This is a genomic window from Aliiglaciecola lipolytica E3, from assembly GCF_000314975.1.
Lineage (GTDB): Bacteria > Pseudomonadota > Gammaproteobacteria > Enterobacterales > Alteromonadaceae > Aliiglaciecola > Aliiglaciecola lipolytica.
Genome location: NZ_BAEN01000015.1, coordinates 64,553 through 83,320, shown reverse-complemented (window position 1 = coordinate 83,320; position 18,768 = coordinate 64,553). Strand labels below are relative to the sequence as shown.

At 41.1% G+C, this 18,768-nt stretch carries 13 protein-coding genes and 1 other RNA gene; 11 read left to right on the top strand and 3 right to left on the bottom strand.

The window, feature by feature from the left end; genetic code table 11:
• The first annotated feature begins 49 nt into the window (after nucleotides 1-49).
• The 11 genes from GLIP_RS21250 (at nucleotide 50) to GLIP_RS02615 (ending at nucleotide 15,902) form a co-directional block, all read left to right on the top strand.
• A complete protein-coding gene (locus tag GLIP_RS21250; protein WP_008843018.1) occupies nucleotides 50-6,292 on the top strand; it encodes a di-heme oxidoredictase family protein in 6,243 nt (2,080 codons plus the stop codon).
• Nucleotides 6,293-6,413: 121 nt separating this feature from the next.
• Nucleotides 6,414-6,595: non-coding RNA, 6S RNA (gene ssrS, locus GLIP_RS21615), on the top strand.
• A 256-nt stretch (nucleotides 6,596-6,851) separates the two neighbouring features.
• A complete protein-coding gene (locus GLIP_RS02655) occupies nucleotides 6,852-7,277 on the top strand; it encodes a hypothetical protein (RefSeq protein ID WP_008843016.1) in 426 nt (141 codons plus the stop codon).
• Nucleotides 7,278-7,424: 147 nt separating this feature from the next.
• A complete protein-coding gene (locus tag GLIP_RS02650) occupies nucleotides 7,425-8,321 on the top strand; it encodes a ribokinase (protein WP_008843015.1) in 897 nt (298 codons plus the stop codon).
• A gap of 31 nt (nucleotides 8,322-8,352) precedes the next feature.
• Nucleotides 8,353-9,294, top strand: a complete 942-nt coding sequence (locus tag GLIP_RS02645) for a nucleoside hydrolase (protein ID WP_008843014.1) — start codon at nucleotides 8,353-8,355, stop codon at nucleotides 9,292-9,294.
• A 155-nt stretch (nucleotides 9,295-9,449) separates the two neighbouring features.
• Nucleotides 9,450-11,063 carry a GAF domain-containing hybrid sensor histidine kinase/response regulator gene (locus GLIP_RS02640; protein ID WP_008843013.1) on the top strand — a complete coding sequence of 538 codons (1,614 nt, stop codon included), beginning with the start codon at nucleotides 9,450-9,452 and terminating at the stop codon, nucleotides 11,061-11,063.
• A gap of 22 nt (nucleotides 11,064-11,085) precedes the next feature.
• Entirely contained in the window at nucleotides 11,086-11,670 is a 585-nt protein-coding gene (locus GLIP_RS02635; RefSeq protein WP_008843012.1) for a 5-formyltetrahydrofolate cyclo-ligase, read from the top strand.
• Between the two features lie 90 nt (nucleotides 11,671-11,760).
• Nucleotides 11,761-12,417 carry a ribose-5-phosphate isomerase RpiA gene (gene rpiA, locus GLIP_RS02630; protein WP_008843011.1) on the top strand — a complete coding sequence of 219 codons (657 nt, stop codon included), beginning with the start codon at nucleotides 11,761-11,763 and terminating at the stop codon, nucleotides 12,415-12,417.
• A gap of 138 nt (nucleotides 12,418-12,555) precedes the next feature.
• Entirely contained in the window at nucleotides 12,556-13,785 is a 1,230-nt protein-coding gene (gene serA, locus GLIP_RS02625; protein WP_008843010.1) for a phosphoglycerate dehydrogenase, read from the top strand.
• 194 nt (nucleotides 13,786-13,979) lie between these two features.
• On the top strand, nucleotides 13,980-14,621 hold the full coding sequence (locus GLIP_RS02620; protein WP_008843009.1) for a methylamine utilization protein: 642 nt from the start codon (nucleotides 13,980-13,982) through the stop codon (nucleotides 14,619-14,621).
• Between the two features lie 36 nt (nucleotides 14,622-14,657).
• Nucleotides 14,658-15,902 (top strand): hypothetical protein, encoded by a 1,245-nt coding sequence (locus GLIP_RS02615; protein WP_008843008.1) that lies wholly within the window; start codon nucleotides 14,658-14,660, stop codon nucleotides 15,900-15,902.
• 82 nt (nucleotides 15,903-15,984) lie between these two features.
• Here the strand turns inward: GLIP_RS02615 and GLIP_RS02610 are convergent, their stop codons facing one another.
• The 3 genes from GLIP_RS02610 to GLIP_RS02600 all read right to left on the bottom strand — a co-directional run bounded on the left by GLIP_RS02610 (nucleotide 15,985) and on the right by GLIP_RS02600 (nucleotide 18,700).
• Nucleotides 15,985-16,752 carry a DUF481 domain-containing protein gene (locus GLIP_RS02610; RefSeq protein ID WP_008843007.1) on the bottom strand — a complete coding sequence of 256 codons (768 nt, stop codon included), beginning with the start codon at nucleotides 16,750-16,752 and terminating at the stop codon, nucleotides 15,985-15,987.
• 146 nt (nucleotides 16,753-16,898) lie between these two features.
• A complete protein-coding gene (locus tag GLIP_RS02605; protein WP_008843006.1) occupies nucleotides 16,899-17,702 on the bottom strand; it encodes a DUF481 domain-containing protein in 804 nt (267 codons plus the stop codon).
• Nucleotides 17,703-17,869: 167 nt separating this feature from the next.
• A complete protein-coding gene (locus GLIP_RS02600) occupies nucleotides 17,870-18,700 on the bottom strand; it encodes an HDOD domain-containing protein (protein ID WP_008843005.1) in 831 nt (276 codons plus the stop codon).
• Between the last annotated feature and the right edge of the window lie 68 nt (nucleotides 18,701-18,768).

Here is an 18,768-nt window from a genome sequence, read left to right as displayed (position 1 = left end):
TGGGTCTTGCCTCACATTTTTACTGACAAATTTCTATCTAGGTAAACTAATGAAAAAAGCAAAACTCTTTAAGGGGCTGGGCTTAGCCTTGCTCACTCTGCTGTCAGGCACGTGCCAGGCAGCTTGGCAAAACATTCAAAATAGCGTGCAGGTCAGTCAGTCACGACTGGCTGTGGATCGCGTGAATCGAAGCTACTTTTCTTATTTAACTATTGAAAACTCCAGCACCGAACCGCTCTCTCAACCTATGCGGGTTCTAATTGACCATTCTTCACATACTGTGCTGAATCCAGATGGTGTCGATGAAAATGGCACGCCATTTAAAGAGTTAGACACTGCTAATTTAGCACCGGGGCAAACAACGACAGTGCGAGTTGATTTTGAGCTGCAACGGGCGCGCATGCTATTTACAGCTGTCACACAAGCATACACACCATGGGAAATGGTCTGGAATGATGAATTTAATCAAGATCAGATTGACTCAAATAAATGGGCACATGCAATTGACTGTAATGGCGGTGGAAACTTTGAGAAACAATGTTATACAGATAATCCTGAAAACGCCTACATAGAAAATGGTGTACTGAAAATTGTTGCTAAGCCGGAAAGCGGCCTGCCACTGCCTTACAGTTCAGCCAAACTTCTTACCAAAGGTAAAGCTGATTTTACTTATGGACGATTCGAAATTCGCGCAAAAGCCTCTCGTGGCCAAGGGGCCTGGCCGGCAATTTGGATGCTTCCCACAAATGAAGTGTATGGAGGTTGGCCACATTCTGGTGAAATTGATATTTTCGAAGCGGTTAATTTAGGCGTACCTCGTGCACCAAATTCAAGTGATATTCAAACTGATGTGTATGGCACATTGCACTATGGAAAAAGCTGGCCAGACAATGACCAAACAGGTCACAACTACGTACTAGCCAACAACGTTAATCCTGCTGATGATTTCCATGTTTATGCTATAGAGTGGGAAGAAGGTGAAATACGTTGGTATGTAGACGATGTTTTATTCGAAACACAGCGTCAATCTGAGGTTGCTTATAATGAAGATGGTCAGCCTGATGGCTTAATTCATAAAGGATGGTACACCGAAAAAAATGGTGAACTGTTATGGAATTCCGCACCTTATGACCAAGATTTTCACCTTATTTTAAATTTCGCTGTAGGCGGTGCTTGGCCAGAAGCGGTTAATTTAGGCGGCGTTGATCCAAACGCTTTCCATGCTGAGAACACGTTTGAAGTTGATTATGTGCGGGTATACGAATGTTCTATATCACCGACCAATGGTAAAGGCTGCGCAACTGTATCTGAAGGATATGATGACAGTATTGCTGAGGGTGGCACACTACAAAATGGTGCAGCCCCTACTCCTATTCCGCCATCCGACGGTGTAGCCCGAGAATTAGTGATTTTTGAAAATGATATACATGAATCTTGGCCAGCATGGGATTGTTGTGGTGGCTCTACCCCAGTTACTGTGAAAGATGATGCCGAACACGGACAGGTGGTTGAATTCACCATTGGTACTGCGCCAACAGTCGTCGGTTTTAACACCTCTGTTTCCAGCTTACCTGCGCCTTTTGATGGCTCACCCATGTTGGCTAATGGTGTACTCGAATTTGACTTGAAGCTTGTAAATCCCACTATGGCGGCAAATGTCAATTGGAATCTAAAAGTAGAACAAGGCGGAGTAAGTTCTGAAGCGGTAGTTTCAATAGACCCACCAACCGAACAATGGCAACACTATTCTATTCCGCTACGCAACCTTGCTGGCTCTGGCTTGAACCTAAACGGCATTGATGTAGTGATGATTTTCCCCGATTGGGGACAAGGTGAAGGTGCGGTATTTAGAGTCGACAATGTGGCATTTTTGCAAGGTGAGGAACTACCGCCTGGCAATGGACTTAATAAACGCGTTTTAGTCGATTTTGAACAGACCCAAAATAATTATAGCTTTGTTAATTTTGACGGTGGTGTTTCAACGGTAATTTCAAATTCGCAAATTAGTGACGCCAATACCAGTGCACAAGTTGTGCAAATGCAAAAATACTTTGGTCAACCTTGGGGGGGCTCAACGATTTCATTGGACGCGCCTATAGATGTGGATAGTAGCATTTTCAGTTTGAAGGTGTGGTCTGACAGGCCTGTAAATGTGCTGTTTAAACTTGAAAGTATGAATGTAGAACGCAATGTTGCGCATGCTGGAACTGGTTGGGAGGAATTAAATTTCGATTTTAGTGGTGAGTCAGGCGCAAATGTTTCGCAAATCACTTTAATTTTTGATTTAGGCGTAATGGGGGATGCCGCCGGAGACGCTGCTAATTGGACGTTCTTATACGATGACATTGTTTTGTTTGAAGAGCCAACTATAGACGTTATTGACTTTGAAGCGGATGCTGCTTCATACGCCTTTGTTAACTTTGATGGTGGCGTGTCCTCAATTGCGACAAACCCTGAAGTTACCGAAACTAATAGAAGTTCTCAGGTTGTGCTGATGCAGAAGTTCTTCGGACAGCCTTGGGGCGGCTCAACGTTTACATTGCCTGCAGCTATTGATGTAGAGGATACTGTTTTTACCATGAAAGTGTGGTCAGACAGAAGCGTCAACGTATTATTTAAACTCGAAGGTATGAACGTCGAACGAAACGTCGCTCACTCAGGTAATGGATGGGAAGAGCTTAGTTTTGATTTTGCCGGCGAAAATGGTAGCAACGTTAATCAAATTACATTAATTTTTGATCTAGGCGTTATGGGGGATGCTGCCGGCGACCCAACTAATTGGACTTTTTATTACGATGACATTAGTTATCCATCAGCAAATGAGCCAATTGATGTCGATCCAGAGCCTGATCCAGAACCGCAACCTGATGGACTACTGGTAGATTTCGAAGGTCCCATAGAGAGCTACCCTTTTGGCAATTTCGACGGTGGTTTTTCAACTATTGTTGCCAATCCACAAGTGATGGGCATCAACCAAAGTAACCAAGTTGTGCAAATGCAAAAATTCGCAGGACAACCTTGGGGAGGTTCAACATACTCACTCTCTGAAGCAATCAGTGTAGAAAGTACGGTATTTAATTTGAAAGTATGGTCTAACCGTGCAGTTAGTGTGCTATTTAAGTTAGAAGGATTGAACCAAGAACGCAGTGTTGTCCATACCGGAACGGGTTGGGAAGTCCTTTCCTTTGATTTTGCCGGCGTAATGGGTTCTGTTTCACAGTTAACCTTTATATTTGATTTAGGCATTGTCGGTGATGCTGCAGGTGACCCTGATTACTGGACGTTCTACTATGACGAAATCAGTGATCAACCCTACGCAGATACCAACTCCACAACGGTTGAGTTTGAAGATCAAGCTGGAAACTATGCATTTGGAAACTTCGCTGGCGGCGAAGCGTCGATTATCAATAACCCCGATCCCTCTGGAATTAATACGAGTTCTCAAGTGGTCCGCATGCAAAAATTTGCAGGCGAACCATGGGGTGGAAGCACGCTTACACTCGACTCCCCTATCAACGTTGATAGCACAATTTTTACCATGAAAGTCTGGGCGAACCGTCCTGTAATGGTGTTGTTTAAACTAGAAGGCATGAATGTAGAACGTAATGTGCCGCATTCTGGAAACGGGTGGGAAGAGCTAAGTTTTGAATTTGCTGGCGAAGTGGGAAGCAATGTTAGTCAAATTACAATTATTTTTGACTTAGGGATTAATGGTGACGCGGCGGCAAATCCTGAAGATTGGACTTTCTATTTTGATGATATCGTTATTCCTTCAGTAACCGACTCAGACTCTGATGGGGTAGCGGATAGTATTGATCAATGTCCAAACACCCCGTTTGGTACACCAGTAGATGAATTCGGATGTGCGGATATTCCGCCAGCAGACAGTGACAATGATGGTGTTGCAGATGAACTAGACATGTGCCCGAATACGCCTGCCAATACTGTCGTCGATTCTTCAGGCTGCGCGATCATCATTCAAGGTAGCGAAGTAACTGTCTCTAATGGCATTTTAGTATCCGGTAACGCAACCGCTACTCCAGGGTATTCGCTCTATGTATTTGACAACGATATTGGACAAGATGGGCAAAGTGTTTGCTACGACGGCTGTGCAGCAAATTGGCCCCCCCTGTTAGTACAGGATAACCAAGTTTCTGGCATAAACGGCTTAAGCACAATTGACAGAAATGATGGTGGTATGCAAGTGACCTTCGAGGGTCGTCCCTTGTATTTGTTTGCCAATGATTTAAATCCAGGCGATACCAATGGTGATGGTGTTGGCGGTGTTTGGCATTTAGTTAGTTACAATGTGGATACTGGCGACATTGTGCCATTATTTAGTGGTAGCACAGACCTTGAGCAACCGATTAGTTATGACCGTGGCGATGCCATTATTACCCGCTTTGCAGACCGGGGGCGCGACAGGCACGCCAAAGAAGATCAGTTCCAGATATACGACCACTATTTATCCCACTATTGGACTCATCGCACTGCACAATTTGAAATTGTCGACTATATTCCCAAAGGCGGAAGCTCGATTGAGATTACTTTTGTCACCGAATGGAAACTTGGCGCGCGCGAATTTAGAGCCTGGTATCGTGGAATTGGCACTGTTGCCGAGTATCACGGTAATTACTTTGGTGGTGGCAGTGTTGTTGAACTTGATAACGGATCGTTCGATTATAACTTCAATAAAATAAGTAACGATGGTGACCAATATAAATATCAAGTCATTATTGATGACTATCGCCCACTAAATTGGGACCCTGCAAACGGCGCTTTGCCTTTAGAAGTCGGTCAACGCATGGAGTTTGAAGTAAGTCAATTTTTAGATGCACCGCCTGAAGGTCGTGAAAATTATTATGGCACGACCTATTTGTATATCGTGGGTCAAGGTATTGTCCCTTGGGAAACTAGAGGTACGTTTGGTGACATGGGATCTGAAAGAGAAGACTCTTATCCGATTGATCAACAAGGTTGGTTAGGAGGCAAAACGACTTTACCTTATAACTACACCAATGAACCTGATAACCATTTTATGCAAATGGCCACCAATCTTTCTAATCTAAATGGCCAAGCGTTTGTTTTAGGCCGCCGCATTCATCACACAAGTTTTGTAGATGGGCAACATGACGAGCGAGTTGAAAATGGTATTTTTCCTGAAATGATTGGCAAATCAAATACACGTTATATCAAAGAAAACTGTTCAGGCTGCCACGAGCGAAACGGTCGAGCTGCGCCAGTTGCGATAGGCGAGCCATTGGACAAATGGGTATTTAAGGTAGCTGATGAAAATGGTTTATCTGACCCAGATCTTGGTAATGTTTTGCAACCTAAGACTCTATATATCGATAGCAATCAATTTGGTGAAGGTGAAGTATCCATTGACTCTTGGAGAGAAAACAACGGGTTACGTTCGCCCAATTATGTGTTCAGTAAAAAAACACCGGCCAAATTCTCTGCTCGAATCGCACCACAATTGGTTGGACTAGAATTATTAGAAGCTATTCCAGAAGAGTATATTCTCTCGATGGAAGATCCTGATGACATCGATGGCGACGGTATTTCCGGCCGTGCTCAACGGGTATTTGATCCACAAACGGCTGAACTCCGGTTAGGACGATTTGGCTACAAAGCCGCAACATCGAGCATTAAACATCAAGTTGCCGCTGCATTTAATACGGATCTTGGCGTTATGACCAGTGTATTACCTACCCCAGACTGTGGCAGTAATCAGCATCAATGTGGCAACAGCGGCTCTGAGCTAGCAGATGAACACTTAGATGACTTAGTGAAATATATCGCGCTATTGGGTGTACGTGCCCAACGCGATATAGATGACCCACAAGTGCAGCAAGGAAAAGCAATATTCTCAGCAATTGACTGTGCAAGCTGTCACACGCCTCAGGCACAAACCAGTGTGTATCATCCGTTTTCTGAACTTAGAGATCAGACTATCTATCCTTATACCGACTTGCTGTTACATGACATGGGTGAAGGGTTAGCTGATAACTTAGGGGAAGGTATTGCCAGTGGAGCTGAATGGCGAACTGCTCCTCTTTGGGGATTAGGTTTATCTGCCTGTGTTACGGGTGGTGTAATTAATGAGATAGGTGGACAGGGAAATGAGTTTTGTACACCAGAGCACAGTTATTTGCATGATGGCAGAGCGCGCACTATCGAAGAAGCAATCTTGTGGCATGGCGGTGAATCTGAACAAGCTAGAGTCCAATTTGAAAGTTTGTCTAATGCTGATAAAAACGCACTTTTAGCATTTTTAAATTCATTATAGGAAGTTTAATTTTCAACATTTTGCAGCTCCTTTTGAGCGCGCGAAATGTTGATTTTTTATGCATCTAAAAATGATTTTCCAGTTTTCGATTTTATTTTATTGCCGCTATGGTAAAATTTGTCATCTCCTGGGATGTTTGCCAGTTCAGTTATGTCCCTGGCCGATGCTAATTAACCTGGAAATTGATTCCATTACTATTGTGCAAGCTTGGCTTGAACCAAGAAGCCTACGGTAATGATGATGTTTCCGCCCTGAACTTTCGGTTCACGGGCGCACACCGAACAGCGGCATTTTGGGAGACCCTAATTTCATAAGGCGAGTGTCAATTTATTTGACAGCTCGCTTTTTTTATGCAAAAAATAGTTCGTAACACTCTGTTTTACATGAACAATAATCTTGATGGTGTACATTTTGCAGGATTATTTCGCGAATGTTTAAAGGACAAAAAACAAGCAACTAATGAAATAAATATGCACAAAAGGAGTTGAACTTTAAGGTGGTGAATTAATATTTTAATCACACCGCTTAATTTTTAAACTAATAAAAAGAATAATAAAAAATGAAAGTGTCACCAACCCATCAACAAGCAATGCGTGAAGCATGCTCTGGATTTTTCGACGAACTTGGCAATAGAATAGAATGGAAGTGGGATGAACATTTTGGTTGTCTTTTATCAGAATTTTCAGTCGATCACGCGCAACAAGTTTATCTAATCGCACAAAAACATTTTCCGCATACTTGGAATAAGAAACAATTCAAAAAAGCCGATCCCATTTTAAGACATCGTGCGGGTTTCTTTAATATTCTGGAAAAAAACCAAGAACTTCTCACCAAAGACGATAGTGGTGAGTTTGAGATGATGTTGTCTTGGTGGCCTTGGGGTCATGGCGCAACCATTTCAGTGCGACTTTTTCGTGCTAATAGTCAACCTTTCCAAGCTCCGCGAGGCATATTGCATCGAATTTCAGGTGCTTTTGCGCGCTAATTCGCTTTCCGTAAATCAGCGATATGCTAGACAAAAACAGATAAAGTTGACCACATGGTCAACTTTATCTGTTCTTTTTGCTTTAAACTTATGGTACAAACGCATTTCTTTCTTAAACTCATAATTTAATGCTTGGTTGGAAACTATATGGCTGTTATTAATTTCGGTTCAATTAATATTGATCACGTTTATCAGGTAGAACATTTTGTTCAACCCGGAGAAACGCTATCTTCTACTGATTATCAGCAATTATTAGGTGGAAAAGGTGCAAATCAATCTATAGCACTGGCTAAAGCGGGAACCGAAGTTAAGCATGTAGGCAAAATTAATGAGCATGATGCGCATTTTAAGCAAGCGATGATCAAACAAGGTGTCGATTGTAAATTTGTGCAATGTACAGATTCGCCCACAGGTCATGCCATTATCCAAGTTACTACCACTGGTGAGAATGCCATTGTATTGTTTGGTGGCGCCAACCTCACCATCGATAATAAAGACATACTACGCGCACTCGATGACGCAGCAGATTCTGATTGGGTATTAACCCAAAATGAAACCAGCGCAATCGATATTGTTTTCCAAGATGCCAAAAAGATCGGGCTAAAAGTGGCTTTTAATCCAGCGCCAATGACAGATTCAGTCAAGCAATTGCCTCATGATTGTATCGACCTATTGATAGTTAACGAAGTAGAAGCCGCTGAAATAACTGGCGTGAATGATATTGAACAAATGGAAGCCTATTTTCGTAGTGACTGGCCGCATGCGGAGGTAATTATTACGTTGGGCAAAAAAGGCGTTCGAATGATACTGCCAGAAGAAACTATTGATGTACCTGCATTTGTTGTCGATACAGTAGACACAACGGCAGCCGGTGATACCTTTATAGGCTATTTTTTAGCGGCCTACAGTCGCAGAGAAAAAGCCAAAGATGCATTAACAAGAGCTTGTGCAGCTTCCGCTATAGCTGTCACGCGAAGTGGCGCAGCTCAATCAATTCCGAACTCTGAAGAGGTTGATCTTTTCCTCAGTCAGAACCAAGCTTAATCAAAATTTATTTTTTAAAGAGAACATATACATGGCTCACAAAATTATTCTTGATACCGATCCAGGTATTGACGACGCGATGGCAATCTTTTTTGCTTTTCAATCTCCTGATATAGACGTATTAGGTTTAACCACAGTTTATGGAAATGTGCCGGTTTCTATGTCAGCACAAAATGCACTGACTTTGTGTGAGTTGGCGAAACAAGATATTCCTGTAACCAAGGGAGTGGGTATGCCTTGGGTGGGACCAGAGTCAGGCTATGCACATTTTGTTCATGGTGACGATGGTTTTGGCAATATTAACTTTCCAGTTTCAGACCGCAAGCTTGATCCTCGCAGCTCTGCACAATTCATCGTCGATACGGCACGCCAGCACCCTGGCGAAGTTACCATAGTCGCAATAGGTCCACTGGGCAATTTAGCATTAGCCTTGCGTCTAGAGCCTGAACTTCCCAAGTTGGTGAAAGGCGTCGTCATTATGGGTGGAGCGGCATTTGTGAAAGGCAATGTAACGCCGGTTGCCGAAGCCAATATCTGGAACGACGCCCATGCAGCAGAGATCGTATTTGCAGCAGACTGGGATCTAAAAATGTTTGGGTTGGATGTAACCAATGACGTGCCTTTCACATTAGATTTTCTTGACGAGCTTGAAAGCAAAAACCCTAAATTAGGTGGCTTCGTGAAAGAATCCTCTCAGTTCTATGTGGACTTTTATTCGCAAGGGCGAGATGACCGTGTTTGTTTTTTCCATGATGCAATGCCATTGGCATATTTAATCGATCCAAGTTTATTTGAGTTAACCCGTGGCCATGCTAGGGTCTCTACCGACCCGCTTAATCGTGGACAAACTAGCATCGCACCAGCAGGCTCAACGGCGAGTCCATTGTGGCTAGACGCTAATCAAATAGATGTAGCGACCAAAGTCGATCATGCTCGTCTGCGTAAACTGTATATCGATACTTACGCGTTATAATTGTCTTCAAAAATACGGATCAAGCAATGTGATTGTATTGGTCCGTACTTCCCTACTTTTATTCAGTTTTACCTCAGCATTTTAACTATTGTGATCATGCATTCGTATAGATAAGCTACTCTTATTGAAAGCGTACTGAAATCAATGACAAAAAAATGAAAATTGCTGATAAACCAGAAAACGAAAAGCAAAGATTAGAAGCGCTGTATCGATATCAAATATTAGACACCGAAGCAGAAAAAGTGTTTGACGATTTAACTGAACTCGCCTCAGAAATATGCGGTACACCTATCGCGCTGATTAGCTTAGTCGATCCTGATAGACAATGGTTTAAATCAAAAGTGGGTATCGATGCTGAAGAAACTAGTCGTGATATTGCATTTTGTGCACACGCGATTCATCAAAAAGAAATTTTCGAAGTATCAGATACTCACTTAGATGAGCGATTTTTTGACAACCCTTTAGTTACCGAAGAGCCCAATATTCGTTTCTACGCAGGTATGCCATTAGAAACACCAGAAGGAATGGCAATTGGTACCCTTTGTACCATTAGTGACCAACCAAAAACCTTAACTCACCAACAACGTAAAAGTTTGGCGATCTTAGGTAGAGAAGTAGTATCACAATTAGAGCTGCGCTTAAAAATCAGACAAGTTGAAGAAGCAAATCAACGTAAAACCGATTTCATGTCTAGCCTTAGTCATGAGTTGCGCACGCCATTAAATGCAATTATTAGTTTTAGCCAACTGATGCAAAACGACAAAAGTGTACAGTTACCCGATCATTATTATCAGTATTTAAGACATATGGATTTTAGTGGAAAGCGCTTATTGGAATTGATCAATTCGGTACTAGATGTCAATAAGATTGAATCAGGTAAATTAACACTTAACCCAAAAAACATTGATATTAATAACTTTTTCGATTCAATACACGCCATAGCACGTACCTTAGCAGACGATAACTCAGTGCAATTAGTATTCTCGTTTGCAGCCAATTCGGTACAAAATGTAGAGCTAGATGAGGCTAGGTTGAGCCAAATCATTCTCAACTTGATTTCTAATGCGGTCAAATTTACCCCCGCAGGTAAGTCGGTTTCGGTCAATATAGTGATCGATAATAATGTTTTGGTTATCGCCATAAAAGATCAGGGCATTGGCATAGCCAAAGAGGACATGCCGTTGCTTTTCGGTAAATTTCAACAAGTGGGTGAACGAGCTGGTAAAGAAGGTGCTGGGTTAGGATTGATGATAACCAAGAGTTTAGTTGAACTCATGTCGGGAACGATAAAAATAAATAGCGAACTAAACGAAGGTACATTAGTGAAAGTGTCACTTCCTGTCACGTTAGCACCTACTAGCGAGCCTCCGACGAAAACTGTATTGATGCCAGAAACTATCAATACCAGCACAAAAGTATTGTTGGTTGAAGACAATGATATTAATCAAGAAGTAGCGAAGGCCATATTTGAATCTATCGGCCTATCTATTGATATTGCTGAAAATGGCGAAACCGCATTACAGAAAATAAATAACCAACAATACGACATCATTTTTATGGATATTCATTTACCTGGCATGGATGGATACGAAACCAGCGCCCAAATTAAATCGTTAATTCCAGAACAGAAAATTATTGCCTTAACGGCCGATGTATTCGCGCAAAATCAACAAAAACTTCACACTTCTGGCATTTCTGATGTTTTGACAAAACCTATAGAAAAAAGCAAAGTTGTCAGTATATTGAATCATTATTGTCCTTCATCTTAGGCTTATTTAAGGCAGTCCAACATTGTTAACTGACAAAATTGAATTGCGAAAAAAGTTCCGGCAATTACGTCGCGAACTCAGCGCAGAACAACAGCAAGAAGCCAGTACACAAGCGTTACAAATAATTGTTAATCATCGTTTACTCGAGGAGTCTGAACACATTGCTTTGTATCTCAGTCGAGATGGTGAGTTGTCTTGCCATGAGATAATTCAATGGTGCTGGCAAAATAGCAAAAAAACCTATTTACCCGTGCTCGATCCGGATCAAGGTCAACAATTATTGTTTGTCGAATATACTGAGCAAACCCCCATGCTCAATAACCGATTCGCAATACCTGAGCCTGTAATTGAGTCATCGAACGTCACATTAATTGATCAACTTGATTGCATTTTCTTGCCATTAGTCGCATTTGATGAAAATGGCAATAGACTCGGTATGGGGGGCGGATTTTATGATAGAACACTGGCAGAAATAGACAATTTAGCTCGATCTCCTCAACTATTTGGATTCGCCCATGATTGCCAACAAGCCTCTTCCTTATCAACAGAAAGTTGGGACATTCCAGTACACAAAATAGTAACGCCGAGCCGAATTATTTCAGTTTAACGTTGTTTATACCTGTTCCTCAGTTAAGTGCGTTATACTCATTGCCTAGTTTGGAATCGCGAATATTTTCAGTATTTTTTAGGAGTAAGTATGACTCAAGATCAAAAGAAACAGGCCGTTGGTGAAGCTGCTATCAAATTTGTTACTGATGACTGTGTAATAGGCGTTGGTACAGGTTCTACAGTACATTATTTTATTAGTGCACTGGAAAAGGTGAAGCATAAAATTAAAGGCGCTGTATCAAGTTCTGATGACTCCACGAAGAAACTAGAAGCGATGGGCATTGAAGTCTTTGATCTTAATTCAGTGGATAGCTTTGATATTTATGTCGATGGTGCAGACGAGATTACCAAACATAAACATATGATCAAAGGTGGTGGCGCCGCGTTAACCCGTGAAAAAATTGTTTCTGCTGTGGCTAAAAAGTTCGTTTGCATAATTGATGATAGTAAGCAAGTTCCTGTTTTGGGTGCTTTTCCTCTTCCTGTAGAAGTCATTCCTATGGCTCGCTCGTATGTGGCTCGTGAGCTGGTTAAATTAGGCGGCGATCCGGAATATCGTCAAGGCGTGGTTACTGACAACGGTAACGTGATTCTAGACGTGCATAACCTAAAAATTCTTAATCCAGTAGAATTAGAGAAACAAATCAACCACATTCCTGGCGTTGTTACCAACGGCTTGTTTGCTATACGTGCAGCCGACATTGTATTGGTGGCTACAGACTCTGAAGTAATTGAGATTGAATAGATTAAATAGATATAAAAGAAACTTTCCTAAAAGTACAAGTTCTGGTATTTTCCACTTTCAAATAGACGTCCAGATGTCTCTAAGCCAGATACGCTAAACCAAAGTATTTATTACAATCGATCACGTACGGGAACATAAATGAGCAAAGTATCACTGCCCAAAGAAAAAATTAAGATATTGTTGCTTGAGGGTTTGCACCAAAGTGCTGTAGAAACTCTTGAAGCTAACGGCTATACCAATATTGAATATATTAAGACGTCTCTATCTGAGCAAGAACTGATTGATAAAATTGCTGATGTTCATTTCATTGGTATTCGTTCTCGTACGCAATTAACTGCAAATGTAATAGATGCAGCACAAAAACTGGTTGCAGTTGGCTGTTTTTGTATTGGTACCAATCAGGTCGACCTAGCTGCAACCCAAGAACGTGGCATCCCTGTGTTTAATGCACCTTTTTCTAATACGCGTTCTGTAGCAGAACTTGCATTAGGACAAATCATCCTGTTACTACGCGGTATTCCTAGCAAAAATGCTAAAGCACATAGAGGTGAATGGGAAAAAAGCGCGGTTGGTTCGTATGAAGCTCGCGGCAAAACCTTAGGAATTATTGGCTATGGTCACATCGGCACACAGCTAAGCATTTTGGCTGAGCATTTAGGCATGCGAGTACAGTTTTACGATATCGAAGACAAGCTTGTGTTAGGTAACTCGACCCAAGTTAAAACTTTAAAGCAGCTATTAAGTACTTCTGACGTGGTTAGTTTACATGTTCCTGAAACGGCACAAACGCAGAATATGATTGGCAAAAAAGAGCTAGCGATGATGAAAGATGGCGCTATTTTGATGAACGCTGCCAGAGGAACAGTTATCGATATTGATGCATTGGCTGATGCTATGGAGTCAGGCAAGCTAAATGGAGCTGCCATCGATGTTTTCCCAGTTGAGCCTAAGTCTAATGACGAAGAGTTTATTTCGCCTCTACGTAAATTTGATAATGTCATTCTAACGCCTCATGTAGGCGGCAGCACGCAAGAAGCGCAACAAAATATCGGTATCGAAGTAGCGGGTAAGCTTGCTAAATATAGTGATAATGGTTCGACACTTTCTGCGGTTAATTTCCCTGAAGTCTCGTTACCAGAACACGTTGATCGTTCTCGTTTACTGCATATTCATATTAATGCACCGGGTGTGTTAACCCAAATTAACCAAGCGTTTGCCGCGCATAACATCAACATTGCATCACAATATCTACAAACCAATGAAAATATTGGTTATGTGGTAATCGATGTTGAAACAGATGATGCGAAAGAAGCATTTGAGCAGCTAACCAAAATCAACGGTACTATCAAAACCCGTATACTACATTAATTCAACACCCCGGCACTTCCGAATATTGACTGTTTCGGAAGTGCTAACCTCCCCTTCTTCCAGAAATCTTCCGTAAAATTTATTCCAAGCCGTGTAATTAAATCTGAATTTGGGATAATAAGAAATAAGATAAGCAATAATCCGTTCTAGTAATAATGTATTGTAAAAACCGAATAATAAAAGGATCTGGATATATGGGTAGAATGCTTTGGTTAATCTTGTTTAGTGTCAATGCTGTTGCTGTACCAGTCACCGTAGACATAAAAAGCAATAAAAACTTACCTGTATTTCAAACTGTTGTTTACTTAGAACCGACATCTGGAACGCCTCCTGTTCCAGCGGTAGATAAGGTGTCAGTACTTGATCAAGTTGATCGTCAGTTCGTTCCCCATATCTTGCCGATTCAAAAAGGCAGTAGCGTTGTGTTTCCAAATTCTGACTCCATTCAACATCATGTTTATTCATTTTCTCCGGCAAAACAATTCGAGTTAAAGCTATATCGTGATTCAAAAGTTGAGCCTCTGCTATTTGAAACTGATGGAGAAGTAGAGTTAGGTTGTAATGTACATGATTGGATGTTGGCGTATATTTGGGTAGTCGATACACCCTACTTTGCTAAAACCTCACAAGATGGCGTTGTTGTAATTGACGTCCCCGTTGGTCACTATACACTGAAGGTGTGGCACCCTAGAATTCAGGATGACCTTGAATCGTTGTCGCAAAATGTCAATATAAATCAACCGTCTGTGATTGAAATAAAACTGCAAAAAGAACTTCTACAAGATCTCAGTTTTTACCAACAACGAACTGACAAATTGACAGATTACAACGATTAGAAAATCTAAATAGATCAATTTGGAGATTCGCTATCCATGGCACGACATGACGTTTCACAATGCGCTATTATAACTCACGTTTTACTGAGTGTAATAATTGGCTGGAGTGTAACAATAACAGCAGCCGCTAACGAAATTGGCGGAATGGCTCAAATTTATCTTATCGATAGTGACGACTTGCAGTCATATCAAAACCAAGGAACCGGTATACTTCGACATGATGAAAATGGCGTGGGCATTCAACAGGCATTGCTATACGCAAATATTGATCTTACTTCTGATCTGACCTTAGACGCAGTCGCAAACTATTATCCTGACGGCGAACAACACCTAGGCTTTTCCCAGCTTGCATTGAATTACAAACCGTTAAGTCCTGATAAGATTAAATTCAAAGGTCGCGTTGGCTTTTTTTATCCACGTTTATCATTAGAAAACGTGGATAAAGGCTGGCTCTCTCCTTATACCTATACACAATCGGCGATTAATAGTTGGGTGGGTGAGGAAATGCGAACCTTAGGCTTGGAGCTTTCTTTGTATAGTCCCGGCCGAGCCAGACGAAGCCCTTGGTCATGGGAAGTGACTGGTGGTTTGTTTCAAGGAAATGATCCGCTAGGCACCTTGATTAGTTGGCGAGGATTTGCCATGCACGACCGCCAATCCTTAAACAATGATCGAGTGCAGTTTGCCCCCTACTCTACAGTAATTGATCCCGATTTTATTTGGCATCCCAACTATGTAGAGCCGTTTCATGAATTAGATCAGCGCTGGGGATTTTATCTAGGCGCACATCTAAATTATTTTAACCAAAGTGCGCTACGTTACTATTACTATGACAACCAAGCTGACCCCTTATCAGTTAATCGTCAGAGGCTATATGGTTGGCGAACCAAATTTCACAGTCTGTCTGCACAGCACAAATTCACATCCCAAACACGCCTCATCAGTCAATGGATGAGTGGCAGTACTGTGATGGGTTTAAGCTATGTTTTCGTGGATTTTGATGCGTGGTACTTGATGCTAAGTCACACAATTGCAGAACATCGAATAAGCCTTCGATATGATCGATTTATTGTTTCTGAGGACGATATTTTCCCTACCGATCCAAATAGTAGTGATGGTTATGGTCTCACATTGGCTTGGCGTTACGATATAACCGATAAGTGGCAAATTGGTGTAGAGCAGCATATGAATAAAAATACGGCACAAAACCGAGTGTTATTGAACCTACCTATCGATGCTAATCAACACCAGACTTTATTGGTAACGCAATTTCGCTGGTAGTCGTTAAATACGTTATTGGTTTTGTTGTTTGCACAAAAAAGTCGGCTAGATAAGCCGACTTTTTGGCAAGCTAAAATGCTGTTTAGAAGAAGGTATATACCAATGTTATTGCAGACTGCGTATCCAAGTTCTCACGAGTTTCCGCAACATCAGAGTTGTGATCTAACGTAATCGTAAACTTCATGGATAGAGAACCGTTTATTTTAGCTGACAAAGAGGTCACAGATTTGGATTTTGTGTTGTCTTCACCCACCTCGGTAGATAACAACTGTTTGAAAGTAGCGGTATCAGATATTTGCCACTGATAATCCATTGCAGCACGTACAATTAAACCTTTCTCAGTTTCACTAGGTATTATATTACCATTGCTATCAACTGTTTCTTCGGTTTTAGCATATGAGTAACCAGGACCAATACTGTATTCAAACGACGTTGTATCAGTATCCCATAGCTTTTGGTTCCAACCAGCAGCAATTGTCGATTGATATTCGTAACTGCTAAAACGATCATCTTCATAGGACGCGAATCCAAATAGACGATGATCTGGGTTTTCTAACTTGTAGTTAGCCTGACCAGAAACAAACCATTTTTGTGCAGTGGTTTGAGAAACGGTTTCTTCATCAACAGTGACCTGATCTTTCTTATAAAGCCCTTCAATAATGAAGTCATTGCTCCAATCTTCTAATTCTTGATGAGCTGATAACTTTCCTTTTACAGACGTAGTTTCAGTGTTACCCGTGGTGACGATTAAGCCAAACTCGCCATCCATGGTGAAAGGTTTAGTTTCTTCTGCGCTTACATTCGCTGACAATGCGCAAAAAACAACTGAACATAGAACTGATTTTTTCATTCGACTTTCCTGATTTTAATTAAAATAAAAACAGCTGATATTATTATTTTTATACTGAATAATGTGTGAAACGTTTCGAATCAGCATTTCGGCAAACACAAAGTGTACCAACATGCTGATTCATGGATATTTTTAGTCTTTTTTTACTAAAAAAACTGATACACCAAAGTAACGGAAGTTTGTGTATCTAATGGTTCGTCAAGCTCTTGCGGTGAGCGGTTATGGGTCATATTAAATGATAATTTCATAGCTAACGAGCCATTAATTTTTGCGGCTAAGGATGTTTCGGAAAATGAGCGAGAAAATTCATCATCAGTTTCTGTACTCAAATACTGCCTAAATGTGGCCATATCATTAAATTTTTTCTCATATTCCATCGCCGCGCGGATTATAACACCGGTCTGATCGAGGGCAGAAGAATTTTCTTTGGCAATTGTACGTGCATATCCAGGCCCCACACTGTAAGTAAACTCACTTTCTTTATCTGACCATAATTGTTCTGTATAACCTACTGCTAAAGCGGCATGGTAACGATATGCATTGAATCTATCATCTTCATATTCACCATACATAAACAACCGGTTCTTGGGGTCTTCCAATTTATAATCAGACTGCATGGATACAAAAACATTTTGAGCACTGGTCACCAATTCTCTGTTTTCATCAATAACCTGCTCATTTTGTTTATACAGAATTTTAGCGACATAACGATTGTGCCAATGAAGTAAATTCTGTTTGGCATTTAGTTTACTGGTGATGGTAGTGCCGGTGGTATTCCCGGAAGAATAAATGACGCCCAACTCTCCATTCATCTCAAAAGAATCGTGATGCTCAGCAGTAGCGTCACCATGAAAGGGCGCATCCGTTAGAAACAAAGATCGGATAACATCAGTACGCGCGATACTGGAAAAACTCAAAAAACAAAGAAATGTGGCGCAAATAAGCTTCATATAAAACGTTCGAAATTAAATTTTGTACTATTTTTTGCGCTATTGTATAGAATTAATCATCGATTTGCAGTAGTAAAATAGATTAAAAATCAAACAAATAGTATTTTTTGGCTGGACAGTCTAACTATCTATACCTAAATGTCTCTTTTTGGCTACAAAAATAGCGTTTAGTTCGAGCTGAATATCGATAGCATTTGGTTGAATTCTTGTTTACTGAATGTAATTGCGTCAACTAACAGATCAGCATCCATATCGACACTTTTTAAGATCTCTGCGTTAATCGTTTTTTCAGGCTTTTTCGAGGATTGCGTCGCGAGCAAATAACCCGCCACTGAGGCCACGTTCATTATCGCAATTTCTTTGTTACCTAGCGCATGATTTTCATCATTGATTTGTTCAATTGGCATCCAAATTTGGGTAGGTAATTGCCACAACTGCAGTATGTTAGAGCTACATTGTGCATAAGTAAATCCGAGTATTTTTTTCTGCAATACAAAAGGTAATATGGTCTCATCCGTTGGCAGACATTTTGCTGCCATATCAGGGTTTTCTTTAGTAATTACCAATTCCGCTAGGTTGTGCAACAACCCCAACAGAAAAAAACGTTCTGTTCCTCTTACTCGAGCTAATTTAGCTAAATGTTTTGCGATTAGCCCAGTGTATAAACTTTGCTGCCAAAAACGCGTCAAATCCATATTTTCGTCACTAAAATACTGAAATGCGTCTTTTGCTGTTTCCGCCATCACTAAATTATATAAGGCTTCACCGCCAAGTACATTTATCGCTTTGCTAATGCTATCTACTTGCGAACGGAATCTAAACAACGGGCTGTTAGCCAGTTTTAGTAACTTTGATGCAAGTGACGGATCTAAACTCACCAAGTTTCCTATATCGTCTATATCCGAATGATGATCATCCAACATTTGTCTGATACGTATACAGATATCCGGTAAAACGAATGACGTGCTCGCTTGTTTGGCGTAATCAATTGCTTGCATATATTATTTGAGTGAGGTCCTAGTTTACATTAGCCGACATTATAGCCATGCTGAGCTGGATTTGCGGA

What these genes read in the sequence shown, in the direction of transcription:
- GLIP_RS21250 (WP_008843018.1), top strand. Translation starts at nt 50, where the DNA reads ATGAAAAAAGCAAAACTCTTTAAGGGGCTGGGCTTAGCCTTGCTCACT.
- GLIP_RS02640 (WP_008843013.1), top strand. Translation starts at nt 9,450, where the DNA reads ATGAAAATTGCTGATAAACCAGAAAACGAAAAGCAAAGATTAGAAGCG.
- GLIP_RS02650 (WP_008843015.1), top strand. Translation starts at nt 7,425, where the DNA reads ATGGCTGTTATTAATTTCGGTTCAATTAATATTGATCACGTTTATCAG.
- GLIP_RS02615 (WP_008843008.1), top strand. Translation starts at nt 14,658, where the DNA reads ATGGCACGACATGACGTTTCACAATGCGCTATTATAACTCACGTTTTA.
- rpiA (WP_008843011.1), top strand. Translation starts at nt 11,761, where the DNA reads ATGACTCAAGATCAAAAGAAACAGGCCGTTGGTGAAGCTGCTATCAAA.
- GLIP_RS02655 (WP_008843016.1), top strand. Translation starts at nt 6,852, where the DNA reads ATGAAAGTGTCACCAACCCATCAACAAGCAATGCGTGAAGCATGCTCT.
- GLIP_RS02645 (WP_008843014.1), top strand. Translation starts at nt 8,353, where the DNA reads ATGGCTCACAAAATTATTCTTGATACCGATCCAGGTATTGACGACGCG.
- GLIP_RS02605 (WP_008843006.1), bottom strand. Translation starts at nt 17,702, where the DNA reads ATGAAGCTTATTTGCGCCACATTTCTTTGTTTTTTGAGTTTTTCCAGT.
- serA (WP_008843010.1), top strand. Translation starts at nt 12,556, where the DNA reads ATGAGCAAAGTATCACTGCCCAAAGAAAAAATTAAGATATTGTTGCTT.
- GLIP_RS02610 (WP_008843007.1), bottom strand. Translation starts at nt 16,752, where the DNA reads ATGAAAAAATCAGTTCTATGTTCAGTTGTTTTTTGCGCATTGTCAGCG.
- GLIP_RS02600 (WP_008843005.1), bottom strand. Translation starts at nt 18,700, where the DNA reads ATGCAAGCAATTGATTACGCCAAACAAGCGAGCACGTCATTCGTTTTA.
- GLIP_RS02620 (WP_008843009.1), top strand. Translation starts at nt 13,980, where the DNA reads ATGGGTAGAATGCTTTGGTTAATCTTGTTTAGTGTCAATGCTGTTGCT.